The organism is Streptomyces sp. NPDC001410, from assembly GCF_042895235.1.
In the GTDB taxonomy this organism is placed as follows: domain Bacteria; phylum Actinomycetota; class Actinomycetes; order Streptomycetales; family Streptomycetaceae; genus Streptomyces.
Map to the genome: position 1 here is coordinate 1 of NZ_JBIAWE010000042.1, position 20,726 is coordinate 20,726.

The window sequence follows — 20,726 nt, forward strand, 5'->3', positions numbered from 1 at the left end:
ACCTCGACTCGGAGAAGTACCAGCTCAAACCCCGCGACTGGGACGCCGCCGCACGCGAGGACCGCACCCTCGCCCCCCTCATCACCAAGCTCAACGACATCAGGCGCCGCAATCCCGCTCTGCGGCAACTGCGCGACCTCCACTTCCACCAGGCCGACAAGGACGAGGTGATCGCCTACTCGAAGCGGAGCGGATCGAACACGGTTCTGGTGGTCGCCAACCTCGACCCCCACCACACCCAGGAGGCCACGGTCTCGTTGGACATGCCGCAACTCGGCCTGGACTGGCACGAGTCGGTGCCGGTGCGCGACGAGCTCACCGGCGAGACCTATCACTGGGGCAGGGCCAACTATGTGCGACTCGAACCGGGCCACAGGCCCGCGCATGTCTTCTCGGTTCTGCGACCGTCCACCCCGCAGATCGGAGGGTCACCCACAATATGATCGTCAACGAGCCCGTCCCGGACACCTTCGAGGACACTCCCGCCAAGGACCGGGACCCGGAGTGGTTCAAACGCGCCGTCTTCTACGAGGTACTCGTCCGCTCCTTCCAGGACAGCAACGGTGACGGCGTCGGCGACCTCAAGGGTCTGACCGCCAAGCTCGACTACCTGCAGTGGCTCGGCGTGGACTGCCTCTGGCTGCCGCCGTTCTTCAAGTCACCCCTGCGGGACGGCGGTTACGACGTGTCCGACTACACCGCCGTCCTCCCCGAATTCGGTGACCTGGCCGACTTCGTGGAGTTCGTGGACGCCGCCCACCAGCGCGGCATGCGCGTCATCATCGACTTCGTCATGAACCACACCAGCGACCAGCACCCGTGGTTCCAGGAGTCGAGGCGGGATCCGGACGGTCCGTACGGCGACTACTACGTCTGGGCCGACGACGACAAGCAGTTCCAGGGCGCCCGGATCATCTTCGTCGACACCGAGGCCTCCAACTGGACGTACGACCCCGTACGCAAGCAGTACTACTGGCACCGCTTCTTCTCGCACCAGCCGGACCTCAACTACGAGAACCCGGCCGTGCAGGAGGAGATGATCTCCGCGCTGAAGTTCTGGCTGGACCTCGGTATCGACGGGTTCCGCCTGGACGCCGTGCCGTACCTGTACCAGCAGGAGGGCACGAACTGCGAGAACCTGCCGGCGACCCACGAGTTCCTGAAGCGGGTGCGCAAGGAGATCGACGCCCAGTACCCCGACACGGTGCTGCTGGCCGAGGCCAACCAGTGGCCGGAGGACGTCGTCGACTACTTCGGCGACTACGCCTCCGGCGGCGACGAATGCCACATGGCCTTCCACTTCCCCGTGATGCCGCGCATCTTCATGGCCGTCCGCCGCGAGTCCCGCTACCCCGTCTCCGAGATCCTCGCCAAGACCCCCGCCATCCCGGCCAAGTGCCAGTGGGGCATCTTCCTGCGCAACCACGACGAGCTGACCCTCGAAATGGTCACCGACGAGGAACGCGACTACATGTGGGCCGAATACGCGAAAGACCCGCGTATGCGCGCCAACATCGGTATCCGCCGCCGCCTCGCCCCCCTGCTCGACAACGACCGCAACCAGATCGAGCTGTTCACCGCCCTGCTGCTCTCCCTGCCCGGCTCACCGATCCTCTACTACGGCGACGAGATCGGCATGGGCGACAACATCTGGCTCGGCGACCGCGACGCCGTGCGCACCCCCATGCAGTGGACCCCCGACCGCAACGCCGGATTCTCCTCCTCCGACCCCGGCCGGCTGTTCCTGCCCACGATCATGGACCCCGTCTACGGCTACCAGGTCACCAACGTCGAGGCCTCCATGTCCTCGCCGTCCAGCCTGCTCCACTGGACCCGCCGCATGATCGAGATCCGCAAACAGAACCCCGCCTTCGGACTCGGCACCTACACCGAACTGCAGTCCTCCAACCCCGCCGTCCTCGCCTTCCTCCGCGAATTCGACGATGACCTGGTGCTGTGCGTGCACAACTTCTCCCGGTTCGCACAGCCCACGGAGCTGGACCTGCGGCGGTTCGGCGGGCGGCATCCGGTCGAGCTGTTCGGCGGGGTGCGGTTCCCGGCGATCGGCGAGCTGCCGTACCTGCTGACCCTGGCGGGGCACGGCTTCTACTGGTTCCGGCTGCGCCGGGACGCCGCGTAGTCCGGCCGGGTGGGACGGCGGCCGGTTTCCGCCGTCCCACCCGGGGCACGCATCAGTCACACCCCGACGACCCGGGGAAAGGACGTGACGCCCATGGCGGATACGGTCACACCTTCCAGTACAACACCCTCTTCCGGTCGCCTCCTCGCCTCGCTCGAACCCCTGTTGCGCGAGTGGCTGCCCAGACAGCGCTGGTTCGCCGGCAAAGGCCGCCCGGTCACCGGGTTCACCCAGGTGGCGGCCACCGAACTACTGCCCCACGACGGTCGGCTGGGGCTCCACCACCTGCTCCTGCGCGTCCACCAGCCACCCGTGCTCGGCGCCCCGGCGCACCCCGGCGACTGCTACCAGCTGCTGATAGGCGTGCGCGAGGCGCTGCCGCCCCGGCTGGCACCCGCGCTCATCGGACATGTCACCGAGGGCCCGCTCGCCGGCCGCACGGTGTACGAGGCCCTGTACGACCCCCGGCCCGCCGACGTTCTCCTGGAGGCCCTGCGCACCCAGGCGCGCGTCGGCGGGCTTCGGTTCGAACGGGACCCGGACCAGGAGATCCGGGAGGGACTGGTGGCCCGTTTACTGACCGGCGAGCAGTCCAACTCCTCGATCGTCTACGGCGATACGTTCATCCTGAAGCTGTTGCGCCGAGTGGTCCCCGGCATCAACCCCGACCTGGAGATACCGCGCGCCCTGGCCCGCGAGGGCTGCGCCCGGGTGCCCGCGCCGACCGCGTGGCTGCGGGCCGAACCCGCCGACGAGGCCGACGCGTCGTACGTCCTGGCCGTGCTCCAGCCATTCGTGAGCGGCGCGGCCGACGGCTGGGAGCTGGCGCTGCGCGAGCTGGCCAAGGGCGAGGACTTCGTCGCCGAGGCCCGGGCGCTGGGCCGGGCCACCGCCGAGGTGCACACCGCCCTCGCCCACGCCCTGCCGACGGTCACCCTGGGCCATGCCCAGCTGCGGCTGCTGGTGGACGGCATGACCGAGCGGCTGACGGCGGCCGTCCAAGCCGTGCCGGCGCTCAGGCCGTACGAGCAGGGGCTGCGCTCCGCCTATGCGGCGCTGGACGAGCTGGCCGCCGAGGGGCGCACCTGGACCGCCCAGCGCATCCACGGCGACCTGCATCTCGGCCAGTGTCTGCGCTCGCCGTCCGGCGCCTGGTCGCTGATCGACTTCGAGGGCGAGCCGGCCCGGCCGCTGGCCGAACGGCGCCTGCCACAGCCACCGGTGCGGGACATCGCCGGGATGCTGCGCTCCTTCGACTACGCCGCACGCTCGGTGAGCCCGCCCGCGCCGGGCTGGGCCGAGCGCTGCTGGGCCGCGTACTGCACCGGGTACGCGGAGGTGGCCGGCCGCGACCCGCGCACCGATCCCGTGCTGCTGCGGGCCTACGAGACCGACAAGGCCGTCTACGAAGTCGTCTACGAGGCCCGCCACCGCCCCGACTGGCTGCCCGTACCCCTGACCGCGGTCCGCCGCCTCGCCACGTCCGACCCGACCTTCGCCCGGGAGACCCGTCCGTGACGTCCAAGAAGCCTGCCACCTCGAAGACCAACAAGTCCGGCACGAGCAAGGCCGAGCAGAGCAGAGAGGAGACGAGCGCAGCCGAGCAGGCCAGGGCCGGGAAGAAGGCCGCGGCCAAGAAGACCGCAGCCAAGAAGGTCCCTGCCAAGAAGGTCACAGCTAAGAAGGTCCCTGCCAAGACCACTGCCGCCGGGGAATCCGGTTCTGCCGCGAAGACCGGTTCCGCCTCGATCCCGCGCGCCCGCAAGCCCGAACCGCCCGCCCGGGAGCGCCCCACCGAGGTCGCCGTCTCCCCCGCGATCGATGCCGGCGACCGTGAGCGGCTGCTGCACGGCGCCCACCACGCCCCGCACGCCGTCCTCGGCGCCCACCCGGTCCCGGGCGGGGTCGCCTTCCGCGCGTTCCGTCCCTACGCGCAGGCGGTCACCGTGGTCTCCGGCGATCTACGGGCGGACCTGCACGACGACGGGGACGGCTTCTTCTCCGGGCTGCTCCCGCTCACCGAAGTCCCCGCTTACCGGCTGCTGGTGACGTACGACGGCACCGTCCACGAGACCGAGGACGCCTATCGCTTCCTGCCCACGCTCGGCGAACTGGACCTGCATCTGATCGGCGAGGGCCGGCACGAGCAGCTGTGGCGAGTGCTCGGCGCGCATGTCCTGACCCACCAGGGCGTGACCGGCACCCGGTTCTCGGTGTGGGCGCCGAACGCGCGGGGTGTGCGCGTCGCGGGGAACTTCAACTTCTGGAACGCCGGCGGACACGCGATGCGCTCGCTCGGCTCCTCGGGGGTGTGGGAGCTGTTCGTGCCGGGCATCGGCGAGGGCGAGCTGTACAAGTTCGAGATCACCCGCCCGGACGGCTCGCGCACCCTGCGCGCCGATCCGCTGGCCCGCTGCACCGAGGTCCCGCCGGCCACCTCGTCGATCGTGCACGCCTCGCACCACGAGTGGGGCGACGCACAGTGGATGGCCCACCGCGCCGACACGCCCGTGCACGAGGCGCCGTTCTCCGTGTACGAGGTCCATCTGCCCTCCTGGCGGCCCGGCTTGACGTACCGCCAGCTGGCCGACCAACTCCCTGCGTATGTCGCGGAGATGGGCTTCACCCACGTGGAGCTGATGCCGGTCGCCGAGCATCCCTTCGGCGGCTCCTGGGGCTACCAGGTCACCGGCTTCTACGCCCCGACGGCCCGGCTCGGCACCCCGGACGACTTCAAGTACCTGGTGGACCGGCTGCACCAGGCCGGCATCGGGGTCCTGATGGACTGGGTGCCGGCGCACTTCCCGCGCGACGACTGGGCCCTGGCCGAGTTCGACGGGCGCCCACTGTACGAGCACCACGACCCGCTGCGGGCCGCGCACCCCGACTGGGGCACCCTGGAGTTCGACTTCGGCCGCCGCGAGGTGCGCAACTTCCTGGTGGCGAACGCCGTGTACTGGTGCGAGGAGTTCCACATCGACGGGCTGCGGGTGGACGCCGTCGCCTCCATGCTCTACCTCGACTACTCGCGCGAGCCCGGCCAGTGGACGCCGAACGAGCACGGCGGCCGGGAGAACCTGGACGCGGTGGCCTTCCTCCAGGAGATGAACGCCACCGTGTACCGCCGCTGCCCCGGGGTGGTGACCATCGCGGAGGAGTCCACCGCCTGGGACGGTGTCACCCGACCCACCCACCACAGGGGCCCGAGCGGCTTCGGCGGTCTGGGCTTCGGCCTGAAGTGGAACATGGGCTGGATGCACGACTCGCTGCAGTACATGAGCCACGACCCCGTCCACCGCAAGTACCACCACCACGAGATGACCTTCTCGATGGTGTACGCGTACAGCGAGAACTACGTGCTGCCGATCTCCCACGACGAGGTCGTGCACGGGAAGCGGTCCCTCGTCTCGAAGATGCCGGGCGACTGGTGGCAGCAGCGCGCCAACCACCGCGCCTACCTCGGCTTCATGTGGGCCCACCCCGGCAAGCAACTGCTCTTCATGGGACAGGAGTTCGCCCAGGGCGCCGAGTGGTCCGAGGCGCACGGCCCGGACTGGTGGCTGCTCGACCCCTCGTACGGCGCGGAGGCGGACCACCGGGGCGTCCGGGACCTGGTCCGCGACCTGAACGCCGGCTACCGCGCCGCCCCGGCCCTGTGGCAGCGCGACACCGATCCGGCGGGCTTCCAGTGGATCACGGGGGACGCGGCGGACGACAACGTCTTCGCGTTCCTGCGTCACTCCGCCGACGGCACCCCGCTGCTCGCCGTCTCCCACCTGGCCCCCGTGGTCCGCCACGACTACCGCGTCGGTGTCCCCGAGGACGTCCCGGCCTGGCTGGAGGTCCTCAACACCGACGCGGCCCGCTACGGGGGCGGCGACGTCACCAACCCGGACGCCGTGAAGCCGGAACCCCAGGCCTGGCACGGCCGCCCGGCGAGTATCAGGTTGACGCTGCCGCCCCTGGCGACGGTGTGGCTACGACCGGCGTAGGTCTCTCGCCCCCGCCGCCCCTACCCGTCCCATCCCCAGGGGCTCCGCCCCTTCGACCCCGCCAGGGGGCTCTGCCCCCTGGACCCCCGCTCCTCGAACGCCGGAGGGGCTGACTATCCAGCCAGCGCCTTCGGCAGCTCCCCGGTGTACAGCACGCCCAGCCGTTGCGTGGCCCGAGTCAGGGCCACGTACAGGTCGCTGGTGCCGTAGCGGGCCGGCTCCACGACCAGCACCGAGTCGAATTCCAGACCCTTGGACTGGCGAGGGTCGAGGAGGACGACGGTCTGCGTCAGGTCCGGCTCCGCGCCCGCCGTCACCCCGTCCAGCCGTGCGGCCAGCTTGCGGTGCAGGTGGCGCGGGGCGATGACCGCGAGGCGGCCCTCGGTGGGCGTCAGCTCCGCGACCGCCTCGGCCACGGCGCCGGGCAGGTCGTCGGTGGCGCGCACCCAGGGCCGTACGCCGGTCGAACGGACCGAACTCGGGGGTTCGAAGTCGGGGTTCTCGGCGCGGACGACGGCGGCCGCGAGGTCCATGATCTCGGCCGGTGTGCGGTAGTTGACGCCGAGGCGCGTGTGCTCCCAGCGGTCCTCGACGTACGGACGGAGGATCTTCGACCAGGAGCCGACGCCCGCCGCCTCCGCCGTCTGGGCCGGATCGCCGACCAGGGTCATCGAGCGGGTCGGGCTGCGCCGCATCAGCAGCCGCCACGCCATCGGCGACAGCTCCTGCGCCTCGTCGACGATGATGTGCCCGAACGCCCAGGTCCGGTCGGCCGCGGCCCGCTCGGCGGCGCTGCGGTGGTCCGCCTCCTCCTGGCGCTCGGCGAACCGCTCGGCGTCGATGATGTCGTGGGCGGACAGGACCTCGGAGGCGTCGGGGTCACCGTCCTCCTTGTCCTCGAACTCGTAGGTGCGGGAGGCGTAGGAGACGTCGAGCACGCCCTGCGCGTAGGCCACCTGCGTCTCCCGCTCCCGCTCCGCCCGCGCCCGCGCCCACCGCTCGTCCACGCCGAGCAGCTCGGCCGCCTCGTCGAGCAGCGGTACGTCGGCCACGGTCCACTCCCGGGTCACCGGCCGGCGGATGGCGGCCGCGTCGTCGTCACAGACGTAGCCCACGGGGTCGGCGAGGAAGTCCGCGATCAGGCGCTGCGGCGTCAGGCGCGGCCACAACTGGTCGATGGCCGCCCAGACTTCGGGGTTCTCGGCCAGCTCGTCGCGGATCTGGGTGATGTCGGAGGCGTCCAGCAGGCTGCTGCCGTCGTACGGGTCGGTGCCCACGCGCTCGGCGTACAGCTCGGTGAGCGTGTTGAGGATGTGGCCCTCGAAGTACTCCCGGGCCACGTTGTGCGGCAGCTTGGCGGCGCGGGTGCGTTCGCGGGCGACCTTCACCAGGCCGTCGTCGAGCATCAGGATCTCGCGGTCGTGCTCGATCGCGATCACCGGATCGGGCAGCGACTGCCAGTCCCGTACGACCTCGGCGAGTACGGCCGCCATGTCGGCGCGGCCCTTCACCGCGGCCGCCTCCCGGCCGTCGGTCGCCGTCGCCTTCACGCCGGGGAACAGCTCGCCGACCGTGGCCAGGAGCACTCCGGTCTCGCCGAGGGAGGGCAGCACCTCGCCGATGTAGCCGAGGAAGGCCGGGTTGGGTCCGACGATGAGGACCGCGCGGCGGGCCAGCAGCTCCCGGTGTTCGTAGAGGAGATAGGCCGCCCGGTGCAGCGCCACCGCCGTCTTGCCGGTGCCGGGGCCGCCCTCGACGACCAGCACCCCGCGGTGCGGTGCCCGGATGATGCGGTCCTGGTCGGCCTGGATGGTCTGCACGATGTCGCCCATCCGGCCGGTGCGCGCCGAGTTGAGCGCGGCCAGCAGCACGGCGTCCCCGGTCGGGTCCTCGTGACCGGTGCGGGTGGCGTCGCCGAGGTCCAGGATCTCGTCGTGCAGCGAGGTCACCGTGCGGCCCTGGGTGGCGATGTGCCGGCGGCGGCGCAGGCCCATCGGGGTGTGACCGGTGGCCAGATAGAAGGGACGGGCGACGTCGGCCCGCCAGTCGATGAGGACGGGGGTGTGTTCGGCGTCGTCCTCGCGCAGCCCGATCCGGCCGATGTGGTGGACCGCGCCGTCGGCCATGTCGATCCGGCCGAAGCAGAGCGAGCCGTCGACGGCGTTCAGCGCGGCGACCAGCCCCGAGCGCTCGGCGACCAGGATGTCCCGCTCCAGCCGGGCCTGCATGGGCTTGTCGCCCTGGGCGAGCGCGTCCGCGACCGAGGTCTCTGCCTCGCCGCGCAGCACGTCCACGCGCGCGTACAGTCCGTCGATGAATTCCTGCTCGTGGCGCAATTCATCAACTGGAAATTCGCTGTTTGACAATTCCGCTCCCGCCCGGATATACTGTGCTCACTGAACTTCTCCGCGACTGCTCCGAATTGAAGTCGCGAACCACTGAATATACGCACAGAAATCCCCCGAGCGCAATTGCTCGGGGGATTTTTCGTGGCCGGTCCCGCTTTACCCCACAGGCGTCACAGCACGTCGGCCAGCTCCTCCAGCAGCCGCCGCTTGGGCCGGGCCCCCACCATCGACCGCACCGGCTCACCGTCCCGGAAGACCATGAGGGTCGGCGTGGACAGCACGCCGTAGGCGACCGTCGTGGACGGATTGCGGTCCACGTCCAGCTGGACGATCTTCAGCCGGTCGCCCTCCTCGAAGGCGATGTCCTTCAGCACGGGCGCCAGCTGCCGGCACGGCCCGCACCAGTCGGCGGTGAACTGCACCAGCACCGGAAGGTCGGAGCCGATCACCTCCGCCTCGAAGTCCGCGTCCGTCACCTCGGCCAGTCCGCTCACCAAACTCACCGCGTCAGCCCTCCCAGCTCGCACACCGGTTCCGGACCCCCCGGAACCCGCGCCTCGGCGGCCAGCCCGTCCCGGGCCTCCTCGGCCCGCCGCAACTGCCCCGCGACCTGCTCGCGCACCGCCGTCAGCTGCCCGATGAGCGCGTCCAGCTCGTCCAGCTTGCGCCGGTAGACCACGAGGGACGCCGGGCAGGAGTCGCCCTCCGGATGCCCGGCCCGCAGGCACTCCACGAACGGCCGCGTCTCCTCCAGGTCGAACCCGAAGTCCTGCAGCGTCCGGATCTGCCGGAGCAGCCTGACGTCGGCCTCGTCGTACGTGCGGTGTCCCTTGTCGTCGCGCCGGGCGGGCAGCAGCCCCCGTGCCTCGTAGTAGCGCAGGGTGCGGGTGGTGGTCCCGGCCCGTGCGGCCAGCTCGCCGATTCGCATACCCACGACCGTAGGTGTTGACGTCGGCGTCAAGGCAAGACGGGCGGCAGCAGGGGCTTGCGGCGCACCGGTGAGGACAGCACGATCGAGGTCGTCGTACGGCCCAGCGCCGAGGTCTGCTCCAGGACGTCCTCCAGGTGCACGGTGTCGGTGACGGCGACCTTGAGGATCCAGCAGTCCTCCCCTACGACGTGGTGCACCTCGGTGATCTCCGGGCGGTCGAGCAGCTCAAGGGTTCTCGGGTGCTTGAGGGTGTACCCGCCGTGCGGGTTGACCCGGATGAAGGCCTGGATGCCGTAGCCGAGGCGGGTGGGCGCGACCTGCGCGCCGTATCCCTCGACGACCCCGGCCGCCTCCAGCCGGCGCACCCGCTCGGCGACGGCCGCCGGGCTCAGGCTGATCCGCCGGCCCAGTTCGCTGAGCTTGATCCGGCCGTCGGTCTGCAGCAGTTCGAGGAGCTGCCGGTCCACCGCGTCGAAGGCCACTGGTGTTTCGTTGGTGACGGCCCGCAGATGCCGCTGTTCTTTCGGTGCGGTGACCGTATCTCCCATGTCTCCCCCTTCAGGAACGGCTGTATCGCCCGGAGAATTATGGCCATGCGAAAGGCGCGAGAGGTACTGGTCATCGGCGGCAACCGCTATTTCGGCAAGCGGCTGATCGCCCGTCTGGTGGCGGTCGGCGACCGGGTCACCGTCCTGAATCGGGGTTCGTCCGCACCGCCGCCTGGTGTGGTGCATCTGGTGGCCGACCGCGACGACGAAAAGGCCCTGGCCGAGGCCGTCGGCACCCGGGTGTTCGACGTCGTCCTCGACCAGGTCTGCTACACCCCGCGCCAGGCGGCCGTCGCCCGCCGTGTCTTCGCCGGGCGCACCGGCCGCTATGTGATGACCTCGACTGTGGAGGTGTACGAGCACGAGGACTCCGAGGAACTGGTACCGGAGGGTGCCGTGGACCCGGCCACGGTCGCCGTGGACCTGGAACTGCCCTGGGACGAGCCCGAGTTCCTGGAGTCCCATTACGGCGAGGGCAAGCGGCAGGCGGAGGCGGTGTTCACGACGGACCCCGCGTTCCCGTTCGTGTCCGTCCGGGTGGCCCACGTACTCGGCGGCGACGACGACTTCACGGGCCGCCTCCAGCACTACGCCGACCGCATCCGCACCGGCGCCCCCGTCGCCGTACCACCGGTCACGCACCCGGCGACGTACATCCACGTCGAGGAGATCGCCGACTTCCTGTTCTGGGTGGCCGGCGAGGACTTCACGGGCCCGGTGAACGCCGCCTCCCACGGCCTGCTGGCACTGGACGAGCTGAGTACGGCCGTGGCGGCACAACTCCCCGGCGGCGCACCGGTGTTCGAGGTGACCGAGTGCGGGGAGGTCTCCCCCTTCGCCTTCCGCCGCCGCTACGGCATGGACAACTCCCGGGCCACGCGGCTCGGTTTCACCTTCGGTGACGTACGGCAGTGGCTGCCGAAGGCCGTCGCCGAGACCCTCGGAAAGGACGACTGACATGCGGTACCGCACCCTTGGCGGGCTGAAGGTGAGCGCGGTCGGGCTCGGCGCCATGCCGCTGTCGATCGAGGGCCGGCCCGACGGGCGACGCGCCCTGGCCACCGTGCACGCAGCCCTCGACGCCGGCGTGACCCTGCTGGACACGGCCGACTCCTACCACCTGCCGGGCCAGGACCCCGGCCACAACGAACTCCTCCTCGCCCGTGCCCTCGCGGCCTACGGCGGTGACACCGACGGTGTGCTCGTGGCCTCCAAGGGCGGCCGGGGCCGCCCCGCCGACGGCAGCTGGACGGTGACGGGCTCGCCCCGGCACCTCAGGACGGCCGCCGAGGCCTCCCTGAAGCGGCTCGGCGTCGAGGCGATCGGCCTCTACCAGCTGCACAAGCCCGACCCGGCCGTGCCTTTCGAGGACTCCGTCGGCGCGCTGCGCGACCTGCTGGACGAGGGCAAGATCCGCCTGGCGGGCCTCTCCAACGTGACCACGGACCAGATCCACCGCGCCCGCGCGATCCTCGGCGACCGGCTGGCGTCGGTCCAGAACCGCTACTCCCCCGAGGTCCGCGACAGCGAGCCCGAGTTGCGGCTGTGCGCGGAGCTGGGGCTGGCCTTCCTGCCCTGGAGCCCGCTCGGCGGGATCTCGCGAAGCTCACTGGACGGGCCGTCGAGGCTCGCGGGCAGCGCACGGTTCGTGGCGTTCCACGAGGTGGCCCAGGAACGCGGGGTGAGCCCCCAACAGGTGGGACTCGCCTGGCTGTTGTCCCGCTCCCCGACCGTGGTCCCGATCCCGGGAGCGAGCCGTCCGGAGACTGTCCGGAACTCGGCCGGGGCAGCGAACCTGGTGCTGAGCGAAGAGGAGCTGACCCGGCTGACGCGGTCCACGCGGACGCCGTGAATCCCCTCCCCCGTCACCGGCACGGACCGAAGAACCACCCCACCGCCCCATGAAGCCAGGAGATTCGCATGGACGCCCTGCACCTCACCGACGCCAGCCGCATCCTCGCCGGCATCGTCCTGCTCACCGTCCCGACCATCGAGATCGGCGGCTGGTTCATGACCCGCATCGTGCGCGGCATGGTGCCGATGACACCGTTCCAGAAGTCGTTCGCCCGAGCGGGCCACGCGCACGCCGGTGTGCTCGTCATCCTCAGCCTGGTGTGTCTGCTGTACGCCGACGCGGCCGGCCTGTCCGGCGCGGTCGGCTGGATCGCGCGCCTCGGGGTCCCGGCCGCGGCGATCCTGCTGCCCGGTGGCTTCTTCGCCTCCTCCATGGGCCCCGGCGACATCGACCGCCCGAACGGGATGTTCGCGCTGGTGTGGGCCGGGGCCGTCGCGCTCGCCGTAGGCGTGGTCAGCGTGGGAATCGGGCTTCTGACAGCCTGATCCGGCCGGGGGTGGGGGTCGGCTCAGCCGACGGCCACCCCGGCCGACTCCTCCACCTCCATCAGGGAGGCACTGTGCCGCTCCTCCTCGAACTTGCGGCGGCCGCCGCGCAGGCCGAACAGGCGCTTGGTCAGGGCGATGTAGAGGACAGCGAGGATGTTGAGGACGAGCGTGGTGATCTTCAACCAGCTGATGTGCTCGGTGAGTTCGTAGATCTCCAGCGGGAGGAAGGCGGCGGTGGCCACCACCGTCAGGTACTCCGCCCAGCGCTTGGCGTACCAGAGGCCGACCGCCTCGACCAGCTCGATCAGCGCGTATGCGAGGAGCAGGGCCGCGACCAGCAGCAGCGTGTCGTGCTTGTAGCCGAAGGCCTTCTGGATGGAGCCGACGACGGGTGAGTGGTCGAGGTCGTAGTGGAAGTGCCGGAACACCGGCCGGAAGACGTCCAGATAGTCGTTGAACAGCCTCCGTACCGCGTCCTGGCTGTTGCTGAACTTCCACACCGCGACCGCGACCAGCACGATGAACACCCCGCGCACCGCCCGCTCGATCGCCAGGAAGCGCAGGATGAACAGGTCCCGCAGCACCTTCCCGCGCGGCACCAGCGGCGCCTCGTCGGCCGGCCCCGAGCCGTGCGGCTCACCCAGCACGAAGTCCCCGCAGCGCAGGCAGCGCCACACGTCACCGAGCGCGGTCTCCGCGTGCAGCCGTACCCGCAGCCGGGGATCATCGGGCGCGTAGGTCACATGCCCCTTCCGCGCGCAGGTCCGCCGGTCCCAGTCGATCTTCATCCCCCGTGCCTCCATGCTCGTTCGGGAACACGCGTGAACGTGCCGCTCCGGTTCCGGAACGGCACGTTAGACGACGCGGGTGAGAAGACGCCGTGAGGGGTCAGCCGGCTGCGCTTGCCGCCAGTTCCTTTTCCTCGGCTTGCTGCTCCGTTACGGCGGCCTCGTCCTGTACGGCGGCCTCGCGGCGCGGCAGCAGTACGGCCACCAGGAGCGTGCCGATGCCCAGGATCACCGCGCCGATCAGGCTGGTGTGGGCGACGGCGTCGGAGAAGGAGGAGCCGACCGCGTCGGCCATCCGGTGGGCGCCGGAGGCGAGCTGGGCGGCCTGCTGCTTGAGCTGGGCGGCCTGCTGCGGGTCGCTCGTCCGCGCGGCCTGTGCGGCCAGTTGGTGCGCCTTCTCGCCGATGCCCTGTGCGACGGCGTACCCGGCGCCGACGGAGTCCTGTGCGGTCTCCAGGGCGCTCGCCGGGAGCTTGCTGCTCGCTGTGGCGTCGGTGAGGTGGTCGCCGTACGAGGTGGCGAGCAGCGAGCCGAGGATCGCGATGCCGAGCGAGCCGCCCAGCTCCAGCGAGGTGTCGTTGACCGCGCCGCCGACGCCCAGCTCGGACTCCGGGAAGGCGCCCATGATCGCGTCGGTGCAGGGCGAGAGGGCGAGGCCGATGGCGAGGCCCAGGATGATCAGGGGGGCCAGGAAGTCGGTGTACGTCGAGCCCGCGTCGACCCGGGTCAGCAGCGCCAGTGCCGTCGTACCGCCGACCATGCCCGCGGTGACGGTGAGCTTCATGCCGACGCGCGGGGTGAGCCAGCCGGTGAGGGCCGAGCCGACGAAGACCGCGCCGGCCAGCGGCAGCATGCGGACGCCGGTCTCCAGGGCGTCGTAGCCGAGGACGAACTGCAGGTGCTGGGTCAGGTAGTAGAAGGCGCCGAAGACCGCGAGGAAGAACAGGGCGACGGCGAGGTTGGAGCCGGCGAAGCGGCGGTCGGCGAAGCGGCGCACGTCCAGGATCGGACGGGGGTGGCGCAGCTCCCAGATGACGAAGGCGACCAGGCCCACGCCCGCGAGGACGGCGGCGGTGACGGCCTTGGCGCCCCAGCCGAAGTGCGGCCCCTCGATGATCATGTAGACCAGCGAGCCGGTCCAGATCACCGACAGCAGTCCGCCGACGTAGTCGATGCGGTCGTGGTGCCCGGCCTTGGACGGCGGCACGAGGACGAGGGCGCCGACGATCGCCAGCGCGGCGATGGGCACGTTGATCAGGAAGGTCGAGGACCAGCCGTGGTCGCGCAGCAGGGCGCCCGCGACCACGGGTCCGGCGGCGATGGCGAGCCCGGCGGTGGCCGTCCACAGCGTGATGGCCTTGGCGCGCTCGGCGCGCGGGAAGGTCGCGGCGAGGAGGGAGAGCGTGGCGGGCATGATCAGTGCGGCGCCGACACCCATCACGGCGCGGGCCGCGATGACCGCCGTGGAGCTGTCCGCGAGGTAGCCGGCGATCGCTCCGCCGCCGAAGACGACCAGGCCGAGGACGAGGGCGCCGCGGCGGCTGTACTTGTCGCCGATCGCGCCGAGCAGCAGCATCAGCGCCGCGTACGGGACGGTGTAGCCGTCGATCACCCACTGCAGGTCGGCGCTGGACAGACCGAGGTCCCGGGTCATGTCGGGCGCCGCGACCGTGAGGGCGGTGTTGGCCATCACGATGATCAGCAGGCTCAGGCAGAGCACGAGGAGCGCCCACCAGCGTCGGGCGTAGGGCCGGTCCGTCCTTTCGACCGGTTCGTTCATGACGAGTCGCATGGCAGGGGTCGCCTTCCTCGGTACGCGACGGGACTTGCACAGTGGCGTGCAGTTGCACAGCCATGTGCAATGTACGTTGTTGCACAGCACTGTGCAAGTCGCGGAGGTTGCACAGCACCGTGCGGGCCGAGGAGGGGCGTGCAGAATGACTGCCATGACCACGGGTAGCTCCAGCCGCGCCGACGCCAACCGGCGCCGCATCCTCGACGTCGCCCTAGTCGAGCTGCTGCGCGACCCCGACGCCTCCATGGACCAGATCGCGCGGGCCGCGGGGGTCGTACGGCGGACGGTGTACGGGCACTTCCCGAGCCGTGAGGCGCTGATCAGCACGCTCGTCGACGGAGCGGTTCAGGCGCTGGCGGAGGCGGACGCGGGGGCCCGTGCGGGGGTGGCCGACCCGGCGGAGGCGGTGGCCCGGTCGGTGCTCGCGATCTGGGAGATCGCCGACCGCTACCGGCTGTTGGTCGCCCTGGCCCAGCGCACGGTCACCGTGCAGGGCATCCGCGAACGCCTCGCGCCCCTGCGCGAGAACAAGATCCAGCTGCTCCAACGCGGCCTGGACGAGGGCGTCTTCAGCTCCCCGCTGCCCGCGCCGGCCCTCGCGTACGTGCACGAGCAGATGCTGTTCGCGGTGACGGAGGCGGTGAACGACGGCCTGGTGACAGCAAAGGAGGCGGGCCGCTCGGCCACGGTCACCGTACTGACCGCGGCGGGCGTACCCGCCTCCACGGCCACCGAGCTGGTGGCCAAGGTGAGTGGGGAGTCGTAGACCCCGGAAGAGAGTCGTAGACCCCGGAAGAGATGGAAGCCGGGCGGCTGGGTCAACGGGGGGAGACCCAGCCGCCCGGCGGCGGTTCCCGGACGCCCGGCCCGGGTTCAGGCGGGGCCGGACGTCCGGAGCTTTCTCAGGGATCAGGCCTTGGCCAGCTCCTTCTCGCCGTCCTCGCGAGGCTCGGGAAGCTCCTTGGCCGCGGCCTCGTGCTCGTCCAGCAGGGTCGTCTCGTCGAACGGCAGCTCACCGGCGAGGACCTGCCTGACCCGGCTCTTGTCGATCTCCTTCGTCCAGGTGCCGACCAGGACGGTGGCGACCGCGTTGCCCGCGAAGTTGGTCAGTGCACGCGCCTCGCTCATGAAGCGGTCGATGCCGACGATCAGGCCGACGCCGTCGACCAGCGCGGGCTTGTGCGACTGGAGACCGCCGGCCAGCGTGGCCAGGCCCGCGCCGCTGACGCCCGCCGCGCCCTTGGAGGCCAGCAGCAGGAAGAGCAGCAGCGGGATCTGCTCGCCGATGGACATCGGGGTGCCCAGGGCGTCGGCGATGTAGAGGGACGCCATGGTCATGTAGATCATGGTGCCGTCGAGGTTGAAGGAGTAGCCGGTCGGCACGGTGATGCCGACGACCGGCTTGCTGATGCCCAGGTGCTCCATCTTCGCGATGAGCCGCGGCAGCGCGGACTCGGAGGACGAGGTCGAAAGGATCAGCAGGAACTCGCGGGCGAGGTACTTGAAGAGCGTGAAGATGTTCAGCCCCGCGACGAGCCGCAGCAGCGCGCCGAGCACGATGAAGACGAACAGGAAGCAGGTCACGTAGAACCCGAGCATCAGCACGGCGAGGGACTTCAGCGCGTCCAGACCGGCGGAGCCCACGACGGCCGCGATGGCACCGAAGGCACCGATCGGCGCGGCCCACATGACCATGGACAGGATGCGGAAGACCAGCCGCTGGATGTGCTCGATGCCCCGCAGCACCGGCTGCCCGACCGGCCCCATGGCCTGCAGCGCGAATCCGGTGAGCAGCGCGACCAGCAGGGTCTGCAGCACCTGGCCCTCGGTGAACGCGGACACGAAGGTGAGCGGGATGATCGACAGGACGAAGTCGACCGGCGGCAGCGCGTCGGGGGACACCTGGTCGTGTCCGGTCGCCTTGAGGGCGTTGGTGATGTGCAGCCCGTCACCCGGGTGCAGGACGTTGCCGACGACGAGGCCGATGGCGAGGGCGACGAGCGACATCACGAGGAAGTAGCCGAGCGCGATACCGCCGACGGCACCGACCTTCGCGGCCTTGCGTACGGAGCCGATGCCGAGCACGATCGTGCAGAAGATGATCGGCGAGATCATCATCTTGATCAGGTTCACGAAGCCGGTGCCCAGCGGCTTCAGCTCGACTCCGGCATCGGGCCAGATGAGCCCCACGGCGATACCGAGCGCGACCGCCACAATGACGGCGATGTACAGGTAGTGGGTCCGGTCCCGCTTCACGCGGGGTGCGGCAGGTGCCGTATCGGGGGAACTGGCGGCCACGGCTGCCCTCCTTGACGTCTTCGTCGGCATCACCGGCGTGCGGCTCACGTCCGGGGGTTGTGGGGGATGCCTGGACTATCTCCCGGTCTGTGAGGGCGGTCACCCTTCCGTTCATTTAGTTCATGCTTAACCCGAGAGGCACACTGCTGACATGCGCTTCCCGTCCCTCCCCCGCCCCCGCAGCCTGGCCGGCCAGCTGTTCGCCATGCAGGCCGTGCTGATAGCGGTGGTCGTGGCCGGGTACGCGCTGTTCACCTACGTCAGCGACGAACGGCAGGCCGAGGACGCGGCCGCCCGGCACGCGACGGCCGTGGCCCGCTCGATCGCGGACTCCCCCTCGGTCCGCTCGGCGATCCACACCCCCGATCCGACCGAGCGGCTCCAGCCCTACGCGATGCAGGTCATGCGGGACGCGAACGTCGACTTCGTGACGATCATGACCCCGTCCGGGATCCGCTGGACCCACCCCGACGAGAAGCAGATCGGCAAGCACTTCCTCGGCCGCATCGGCCCCGCCCAGCACGGCCGCACCTTCACCGAGACCTACACCGGCACCCTCGGCGCGTCCGTCCGCGCGGTCACCCCGGTGGAGGAGAACGGCAGGGTCGTCGGCCTGGTCAGCGCCGGCATCAAGGTCGAGGCGATCAGCGCACGGGTCCGGGGCCAGGTCGCGGCCCTGCTCGGGGTGGCCGGCGTCGCACTGCTGCTGGGCGCGGTCGGCACGTACGTGGTCAACGCCCGTCTGCGCCGCCACACCCACGGCATGAACGCGGCCGAGCTGAGCCGGATGCACGACTACCACCAGGCGGCGCTGCACGCGGTCCGCGAGGGGCTGCTGATGCTCGACGGACAGTTCAGGGTGGCGCTGATCAACGACGGCGGCCGGGAGCTGCTGGGCGTCGGCGAGGAGGAGGACGTCATCGGCAGGTCGGTGGCGGACCTCGGCCTGCCCGCTCCGCTGACCGGGGCGCTCCTGTCGTCGGAGCCGCGCGTGGACGAGGTGCACCTGACGGCGTCCCGGGTGCTGGTGGTGAACACCTCACCGGTGTCCGGGGGCGAGCGCCGCGGCACCGTCGCGACCCTGCGAGACGTCACCGAACTCCAATCCCTCATGGGCGAGTTGGACTCGGAGCGGGGCTTCACCCAAGCCCTGCGCTCGCAGGCCCACGAGGCGGCGAACCGCCTCCACACGGTCGTCTCGCTGATCGAGCTGGGCCGGGCGCAGGAGGCGGTGGACTTCGCGACGGCGGAACTGGAGCTGGCCCAGGCCCTCACCGACCAGGTGGTGGCCGCCGTGAGCGAGCCGGTACTGGCCGCCCTGCTGCTGGGCAAGACGGCCCAGGCGAACGAGCGGGGCGTCGAGCTGGTGGTGTCGCCGGACAGCCGGCTGGACGACGGCGTGCTCCCCGCCGAGCTGTCGCCCCGGGACCTGGTGACCGTCCTCGGCAACCTGATCGACAACGCGGTCGACGCGGCCCAGGGCAGTGCGCAGGCGCGGGTGACCGTGACGGCGTATGCCTCGGCCGCCGAACTGGTGCTGCGCGTGTCCGACACGGGACCTGGTGTCGACCCCGCCCATGCCGACCTGGTATTCCAACGGGGGTTCACGACGAAGCCGGCGGGACCCGGCGGGCGGGGCCTGGGTCTGGCCCTGGTCCGGCAGGCGGTGACCCGGCTCGACGGGACGTTGACGGTGGCGGAGTCCGACGAGGAAGGGGCGGGCGGAGCGGTGTTCGAGGTGCGGTTGCCGTTGCGCTCGTCGGTGGGTGACAGCAGATGACGGGTTCGGTTTCGCAACCCATTCGCGTCCTCGTCGTCGAGGACGACCCGGTGGCCGCCGACGCGCATGTCATGTACGTCGGCCGGGTGCCGGGATTCGTGGCGGTGGGCAAGGTGCACACGGGCGCGGAGGCGCGGCGCTTCCTGGACCGTACGCCCGTGGACCTGCTGTTGCTGGACCTGCATCTGCCGGATGTGCACGGGCTGCAGCTGGCGCGGTCGCTGCGGGCGGCCGGGCATCACGCGGACGTGATCGCGGTGACGTCGGCGCGGGATCTGGCGGTGGTGCGGGAGGGCGTTTCGCTGGGGGTCGTTCAGTACGTCTTGAAGCCGTTCACCTTCGCGACGCTGCGGGACCGGCTGGTGCGGTACGCCGAGTTCCATGCGGCGGTGGGGGAGGCGAGCGGGCAGGACGAGGTGGATCGGGCGTTGGCTGCGCTCCGGGCACCTTCGCCTGCGGCGCTACCGAAGGGGTTGAGCGCGCCGACGCTGGAGCGAGTCACGGGTGCTTTGCGGGAGGCGTCGGAGGGGGTTACGGCGGCGGGGGTCGCGGAGGCGGTGGGGATCTCGCGGATCACTGCTCGGCGGTATCTGGAGCATCTGGTGGAGGCGGGGAGGGCTGGGAGGAGTCCGTTGTACGGCCAGGTGGGGAGGCCGGAGTTGGTGTATCGCTGGGTGTCGCAGAGGCAGTGAGGGCTTCGGCTCGGGCGCGGGCCAGTTCGGCTTGGTCGGAAGCGTTGCCGCGGATGTACGCGTCAGCGGCCTGAAGCCAGCAGGTCCGGGCATAGGCGGGGCTCTGGGCGACTGTGTGGGCAAGGGCGAGATTGTGGAGGCTCTTGCCCGCCCCGTACCAGTTCTCGTTCTCTCGAAAGATGTCCAACGCGTTACCCCAGGCTTCAATGGCCTCGTCGGTTCGGTCGGCCTTCAGCAGGGCTAGGCCAAGATTGTTCCAGGCGTTGCCTTCACGGATGCGGTCTCCGGTTGCCCGGTGCAGATCACGGGCAAGCACCAGGGCATCAATCGACTCCTCCGTATGACCCAACTCCCACAAGGCGACACCGAGATTGCTCCACGCGGTGCCTTCCTGAGTTCGGTCCTGAGTGATCTGAAACAGGTTGCATGCACGAGCATGCGCGTCGATCGCCTCAGGTAACCGGCCTGCGGCTTGCATGGACAGACCGAGATTGCCCCATGCGATGGCTTCGCGGTGCGGGTCCTCCGAGGCCTGGTGCAGATCGCGGGCACGCACGTGGGCGTCGATCGCCTCCTGTGGCCTACCTACCTTCCGCAACACGAGGCCGAAGCTGTTCCAGGCGTTGCCCTCGTCCACGGGGCTCCCTGTGAGTCGCATGGCTTCCAGAGCAGTGGCGGCCACAGCAATCCAGTCGTCAAAGTACCGTCGCCAGTCCAGGTACTCCATCAGGCACTCGCCCAGTCGTGCTGCGGTCTGAGCGAGCCGCTCCTCCTGCGCCCATTGCGCTGCCGCCACCAGGCCCGTTCGCTCGGCGTCCAGCCAGGCCAGTGCGTGCGCTCGGTCCGCGAAGCGATCCGGCTCCGGTCTGCCCGGCAGCCAGCGCAAACGGTCGTCAGCCGCCGAGGCGAGCCTTAGGTAGAACGCCAGCACACGGTCCCGCGCCGCATCCCCTTCGTCCCGCAACACCCCGTCCTGAGAGGACGTTAAGTCCGTTTCCTGTAGAGGCCTTCCGGGCTGGGTGAGGATGCTTTGGCTGCCGAGTCAGCCGGGTGTCGGCGGCGGTTGAACTC

Annotated in this window: 17 protein-coding genes and 1 pseudogene; 10 read left to right on the forward strand and 8 right to left on the reverse strand. The window is 70.5% G+C overall.

Annotated features, from left to right (window positions below):
- The 4 genes and pseudogenes from ACFY3C_RS45220 to glgB form a co-directional block, all read left to right on the forward strand.
- Positions 1–443: pseudogene (locus tag ACFY3C_RS45220) on the forward strand (alpha-1,4-glucan--maltose-1-phosphate maltosyltransferase); the annotation flags it as partial.
- Entirely contained in the window at positions 440–2,140 is a 1,701-nt protein-coding gene (treS, locus tag ACFY3C_RS45225; protein ID WP_390775118.1) for a maltose alpha-D-glucosyltransferase, read from the forward strand. The pseudogene ACFY3C_RS45220 and the gene treS, both read left to right, overlap by 4 nt.
- A 93-nt stretch (positions 2,141–2,233) precedes the next feature.
- A complete protein-coding gene (locus ACFY3C_RS45230; protein ID WP_390775119.1) occupies positions 2,234–3,658 on the forward strand; it encodes a maltokinase in 1,425 nt (474 codons plus the stop codon).
- Between the two features lie 230 nt (positions 3,659–3,888).
- Positions 3,889–6,132, forward strand: a complete 2,244-nt coding sequence (gene glgB, locus ACFY3C_RS45235; RefSeq protein WP_390775129.1) for a 1,4-alpha-glucan branching enzyme — start codon at positions 3,889–3,891, stop codon at positions 6,130–6,132.
- Positions 6,133–6,245: 113 nt separating this feature from the next.
- Here the strand turns inward: glgB and ACFY3C_RS45240 are convergent, their stop codons facing one another.
- From ACFY3C_RS45240 to ACFY3C_RS45255, 4 genes are all read right to left on the reverse strand, one after another.
- Positions 6,246–8,468 (reverse strand): HelD family protein, encoded by a 2,223-nt coding sequence (locus ACFY3C_RS45240; protein ID WP_390775120.1) that lies wholly within the window; start codon positions 8,466–8,468, stop codon positions 6,246–6,248.
- 182 nt (positions 8,469–8,650) lie between these two features.
- Entirely contained in the window at positions 8,651–8,965 is a 315-nt protein-coding gene (gene trxA, locus ACFY3C_RS45245) for a thioredoxin (RefSeq protein WP_389181926.1), read from the reverse strand.
- A 14-nt stretch (positions 8,966–8,979) separates the two neighbouring features.
- The gene (locus ACFY3C_RS45250) at positions 8,980–9,408 is read right to left on the reverse strand and encodes a MerR family transcriptional regulator (protein WP_390775121.1); all 429 of its coding nucleotides are present in this window, start codon (positions 9,406–9,408) and stop codon (positions 8,980–8,982) included.
- A 29-nt stretch (positions 9,409–9,437) separates the two neighbouring features.
- The gene (locus tag ACFY3C_RS45255) at positions 9,438–9,959 is read right to left on the reverse strand and encodes an Lrp/AsnC family transcriptional regulator (RefSeq protein WP_386578882.1); all 522 of its coding nucleotides are present in this window, start codon (positions 9,957–9,959) and stop codon (positions 9,438–9,440) included.
- A gap of 45 nt (positions 9,960–10,004) precedes the next feature.
- Between ACFY3C_RS45255 and ACFY3C_RS45260 the strand changes: the two genes are divergently transcribed.
- The 3 genes from ACFY3C_RS45260 (at position 10,005) to ACFY3C_RS45270 (ending at position 12,299) form a co-directional block, all read left to right on the forward strand.
- The gene (locus ACFY3C_RS45260) at positions 10,005–10,916 is read left to right on the forward strand and encodes an NAD-dependent epimerase/dehydratase family protein (protein WP_390775122.1); all 912 of its coding nucleotides are present in this window, start codon (positions 10,005–10,007) and stop codon (positions 10,914–10,916) included.
- 1 nt (position 10,917) lies between these two features.
- Positions 10,918–11,811 carry an aldo/keto reductase gene (locus ACFY3C_RS45265; RefSeq protein WP_390775123.1) on the forward strand — a complete coding sequence of 298 codons (894 nt, stop codon included), beginning with the start codon at positions 10,918–10,920 and terminating at the stop codon, positions 11,809–11,811.
- 68 nt (positions 11,812–11,879) lie between these two features.
- Positions 11,880–12,299 (forward strand): hypothetical protein, encoded by a 420-nt coding sequence (locus tag ACFY3C_RS45270; RefSeq protein ID WP_386578886.1) that lies wholly within the window; start codon positions 11,880–11,882, stop codon positions 12,297–12,299.
- 23 nt (positions 12,300–12,322) lie between these two features.
- Here the strand turns inward: ACFY3C_RS45270 and ACFY3C_RS45275 are convergent, their stop codons facing one another.
- The gene (locus tag ACFY3C_RS45275; RefSeq protein ID WP_390775124.1) at positions 12,323–13,090 is read right to left on the reverse strand and encodes a DUF2127 domain-containing protein; all 768 of its coding nucleotides are present in this window, start codon (positions 13,088–13,090) and stop codon (positions 12,323–12,325) included.
- 100 nt (positions 13,091–13,190) lie between these two features.
- The gene (locus ACFY3C_RS45280) at positions 13,191–14,882 is read right to left on the reverse strand and encodes an MFS transporter (RefSeq protein ID WP_390775125.1); all 1,692 of its coding nucleotides are present in this window, start codon (positions 14,880–14,882) and stop codon (positions 13,191–13,193) included.
- Positions 14,883–15,027: 145 nt separating this feature from the next.
- On the opposite strand from ACFY3C_RS45280, the gene ACFY3C_RS45285 reads away from it, so the two are divergent.
- The gene (locus ACFY3C_RS45285) at positions 15,028–15,651 is read left to right on the forward strand and encodes a TetR/AcrR family transcriptional regulator (protein ID WP_386578891.1); all 624 of its coding nucleotides are present in this window, start codon (positions 15,028–15,030) and stop codon (positions 15,649–15,651) included.
- A 143-nt stretch (positions 15,652–15,794) separates the two neighbouring features.
- Here ACFY3C_RS45285 and ACFY3C_RS45290 read toward each other — a convergent pair whose 3' ends face one another.
- Complete coding sequence (locus tag ACFY3C_RS45290) at positions 15,795–17,183, reverse strand: cation:dicarboxylate symporter family transporter (protein WP_386578893.1); 1,389 nt, start codon at positions 17,181–17,183, stop codon at positions 15,795–15,797.
- A gap of 151 nt (positions 17,184–17,334) precedes the next feature.
- On the opposite strand from ACFY3C_RS45290, the gene ACFY3C_RS45295 reads away from it, so the two are divergent.
- Positions 17,335–18,963 (forward strand): ATP-binding protein, encoded by a 1,629-nt coding sequence (locus ACFY3C_RS45295; protein ID WP_390775126.1) that lies wholly within the window; start codon positions 17,335–17,337, stop codon positions 18,961–18,963.
- Positions 18,960–19,655 (forward strand): response regulator, encoded by a 696-nt coding sequence (locus ACFY3C_RS45300; protein ID WP_390775127.1) that lies wholly within the window; start codon positions 18,960–18,962, stop codon positions 19,653–19,655. The genes ACFY3C_RS45295 and ACFY3C_RS45300 overlap by 4 nt, the downstream gene beginning before the upstream one ends.
- On the opposite strand, the gene ACFY3C_RS45305 is transcribed toward ACFY3C_RS45300, so the two are convergent.
- Entirely contained in the window at positions 19,537–20,622 is a 1,086-nt protein-coding gene (locus tag ACFY3C_RS45305) for a tetratricopeptide repeat protein (RefSeq protein ID WP_390775128.1), read from the reverse strand. The genes ACFY3C_RS45300 and ACFY3C_RS45305 overlap by 119 nt on opposite strands.
- Positions 20,623–20,726 lie beyond the last annotated feature (104 nt).

Excerpts from the sequence above, each read along its gene's own strand:
- ACFY3C_RS45280 (WP_390775125.1), bottom strand. The coding sequence starts at position 14,882 with ATGCGACTCGTCATGAACGAACCGGTCGAAAGGACGGACCGGCCCTAC.
- ACFY3C_RS45230 (WP_390775119.1), top strand. The coding sequence starts at position 2,234 with ATGGCGGATACGGTCACACCTTCCAGTACAACACCCTCTTCCGGTCGC.
- ACFY3C_RS45275 (WP_390775124.1), bottom strand. The coding sequence starts at position 13,090 with ATGAAGATCGACTGGGACCGGCGGACCTGCGCGCGGAAGGGGCATGTG.
- ACFY3C_RS45300 (WP_390775127.1), top strand. The coding sequence starts at position 18,960 with ATGACGGGTTCGGTTTCGCAACCCATTCGCGTCCTCGTCGTCGAGGAC.
- ACFY3C_RS45285 (WP_386578891.1), top strand. The coding sequence starts at position 15,028 with ATGACTGCCATGACCACGGGTAGCTCCAGCCGCGCCGACGCCAACCGG.
- ACFY3C_RS45265 (WP_390775123.1), top strand. The coding sequence starts at position 10,918 with ATGCGGTACCGCACCCTTGGCGGGCTGAAGGTGAGCGCGGTCGGGCTC.
- ACFY3C_RS45250 (WP_390775121.1), bottom strand. The coding sequence starts at position 9,408 with ATGCGAATCGGCGAGCTGGCCGCACGGGCCGGGACCACCACCCGCACC.
- ACFY3C_RS45260 (WP_390775122.1), top strand. The coding sequence starts at position 10,005 with ATGCGAAAGGCGCGAGAGGTACTGGTCATCGGCGGCAACCGCTATTTC.
- ACFY3C_RS45255 (WP_386578882.1), bottom strand. The coding sequence starts at position 9,959 with ATGGGAGATACGGTCACCGCACCGAAAGAACAGCGGCATCTGCGGGCC.
- ACFY3C_RS45270 (WP_386578886.1), top strand. The coding sequence starts at position 11,880 with ATGGACGCCCTGCACCTCACCGACGCCAGCCGCATCCTCGCCGGCATC.
- treS (WP_390775118.1), top strand. The coding sequence starts at position 440 with ATGATCGTCAACGAGCCCGTCCCGGACACCTTCGAGGACACTCCCGCC.
- ACFY3C_RS45295 (WP_390775126.1), top strand. The coding sequence starts at position 17,335 with ATGCGCTTCCCGTCCCTCCCCCGCCCCCGCAGCCTGGCCGGCCAGCTG.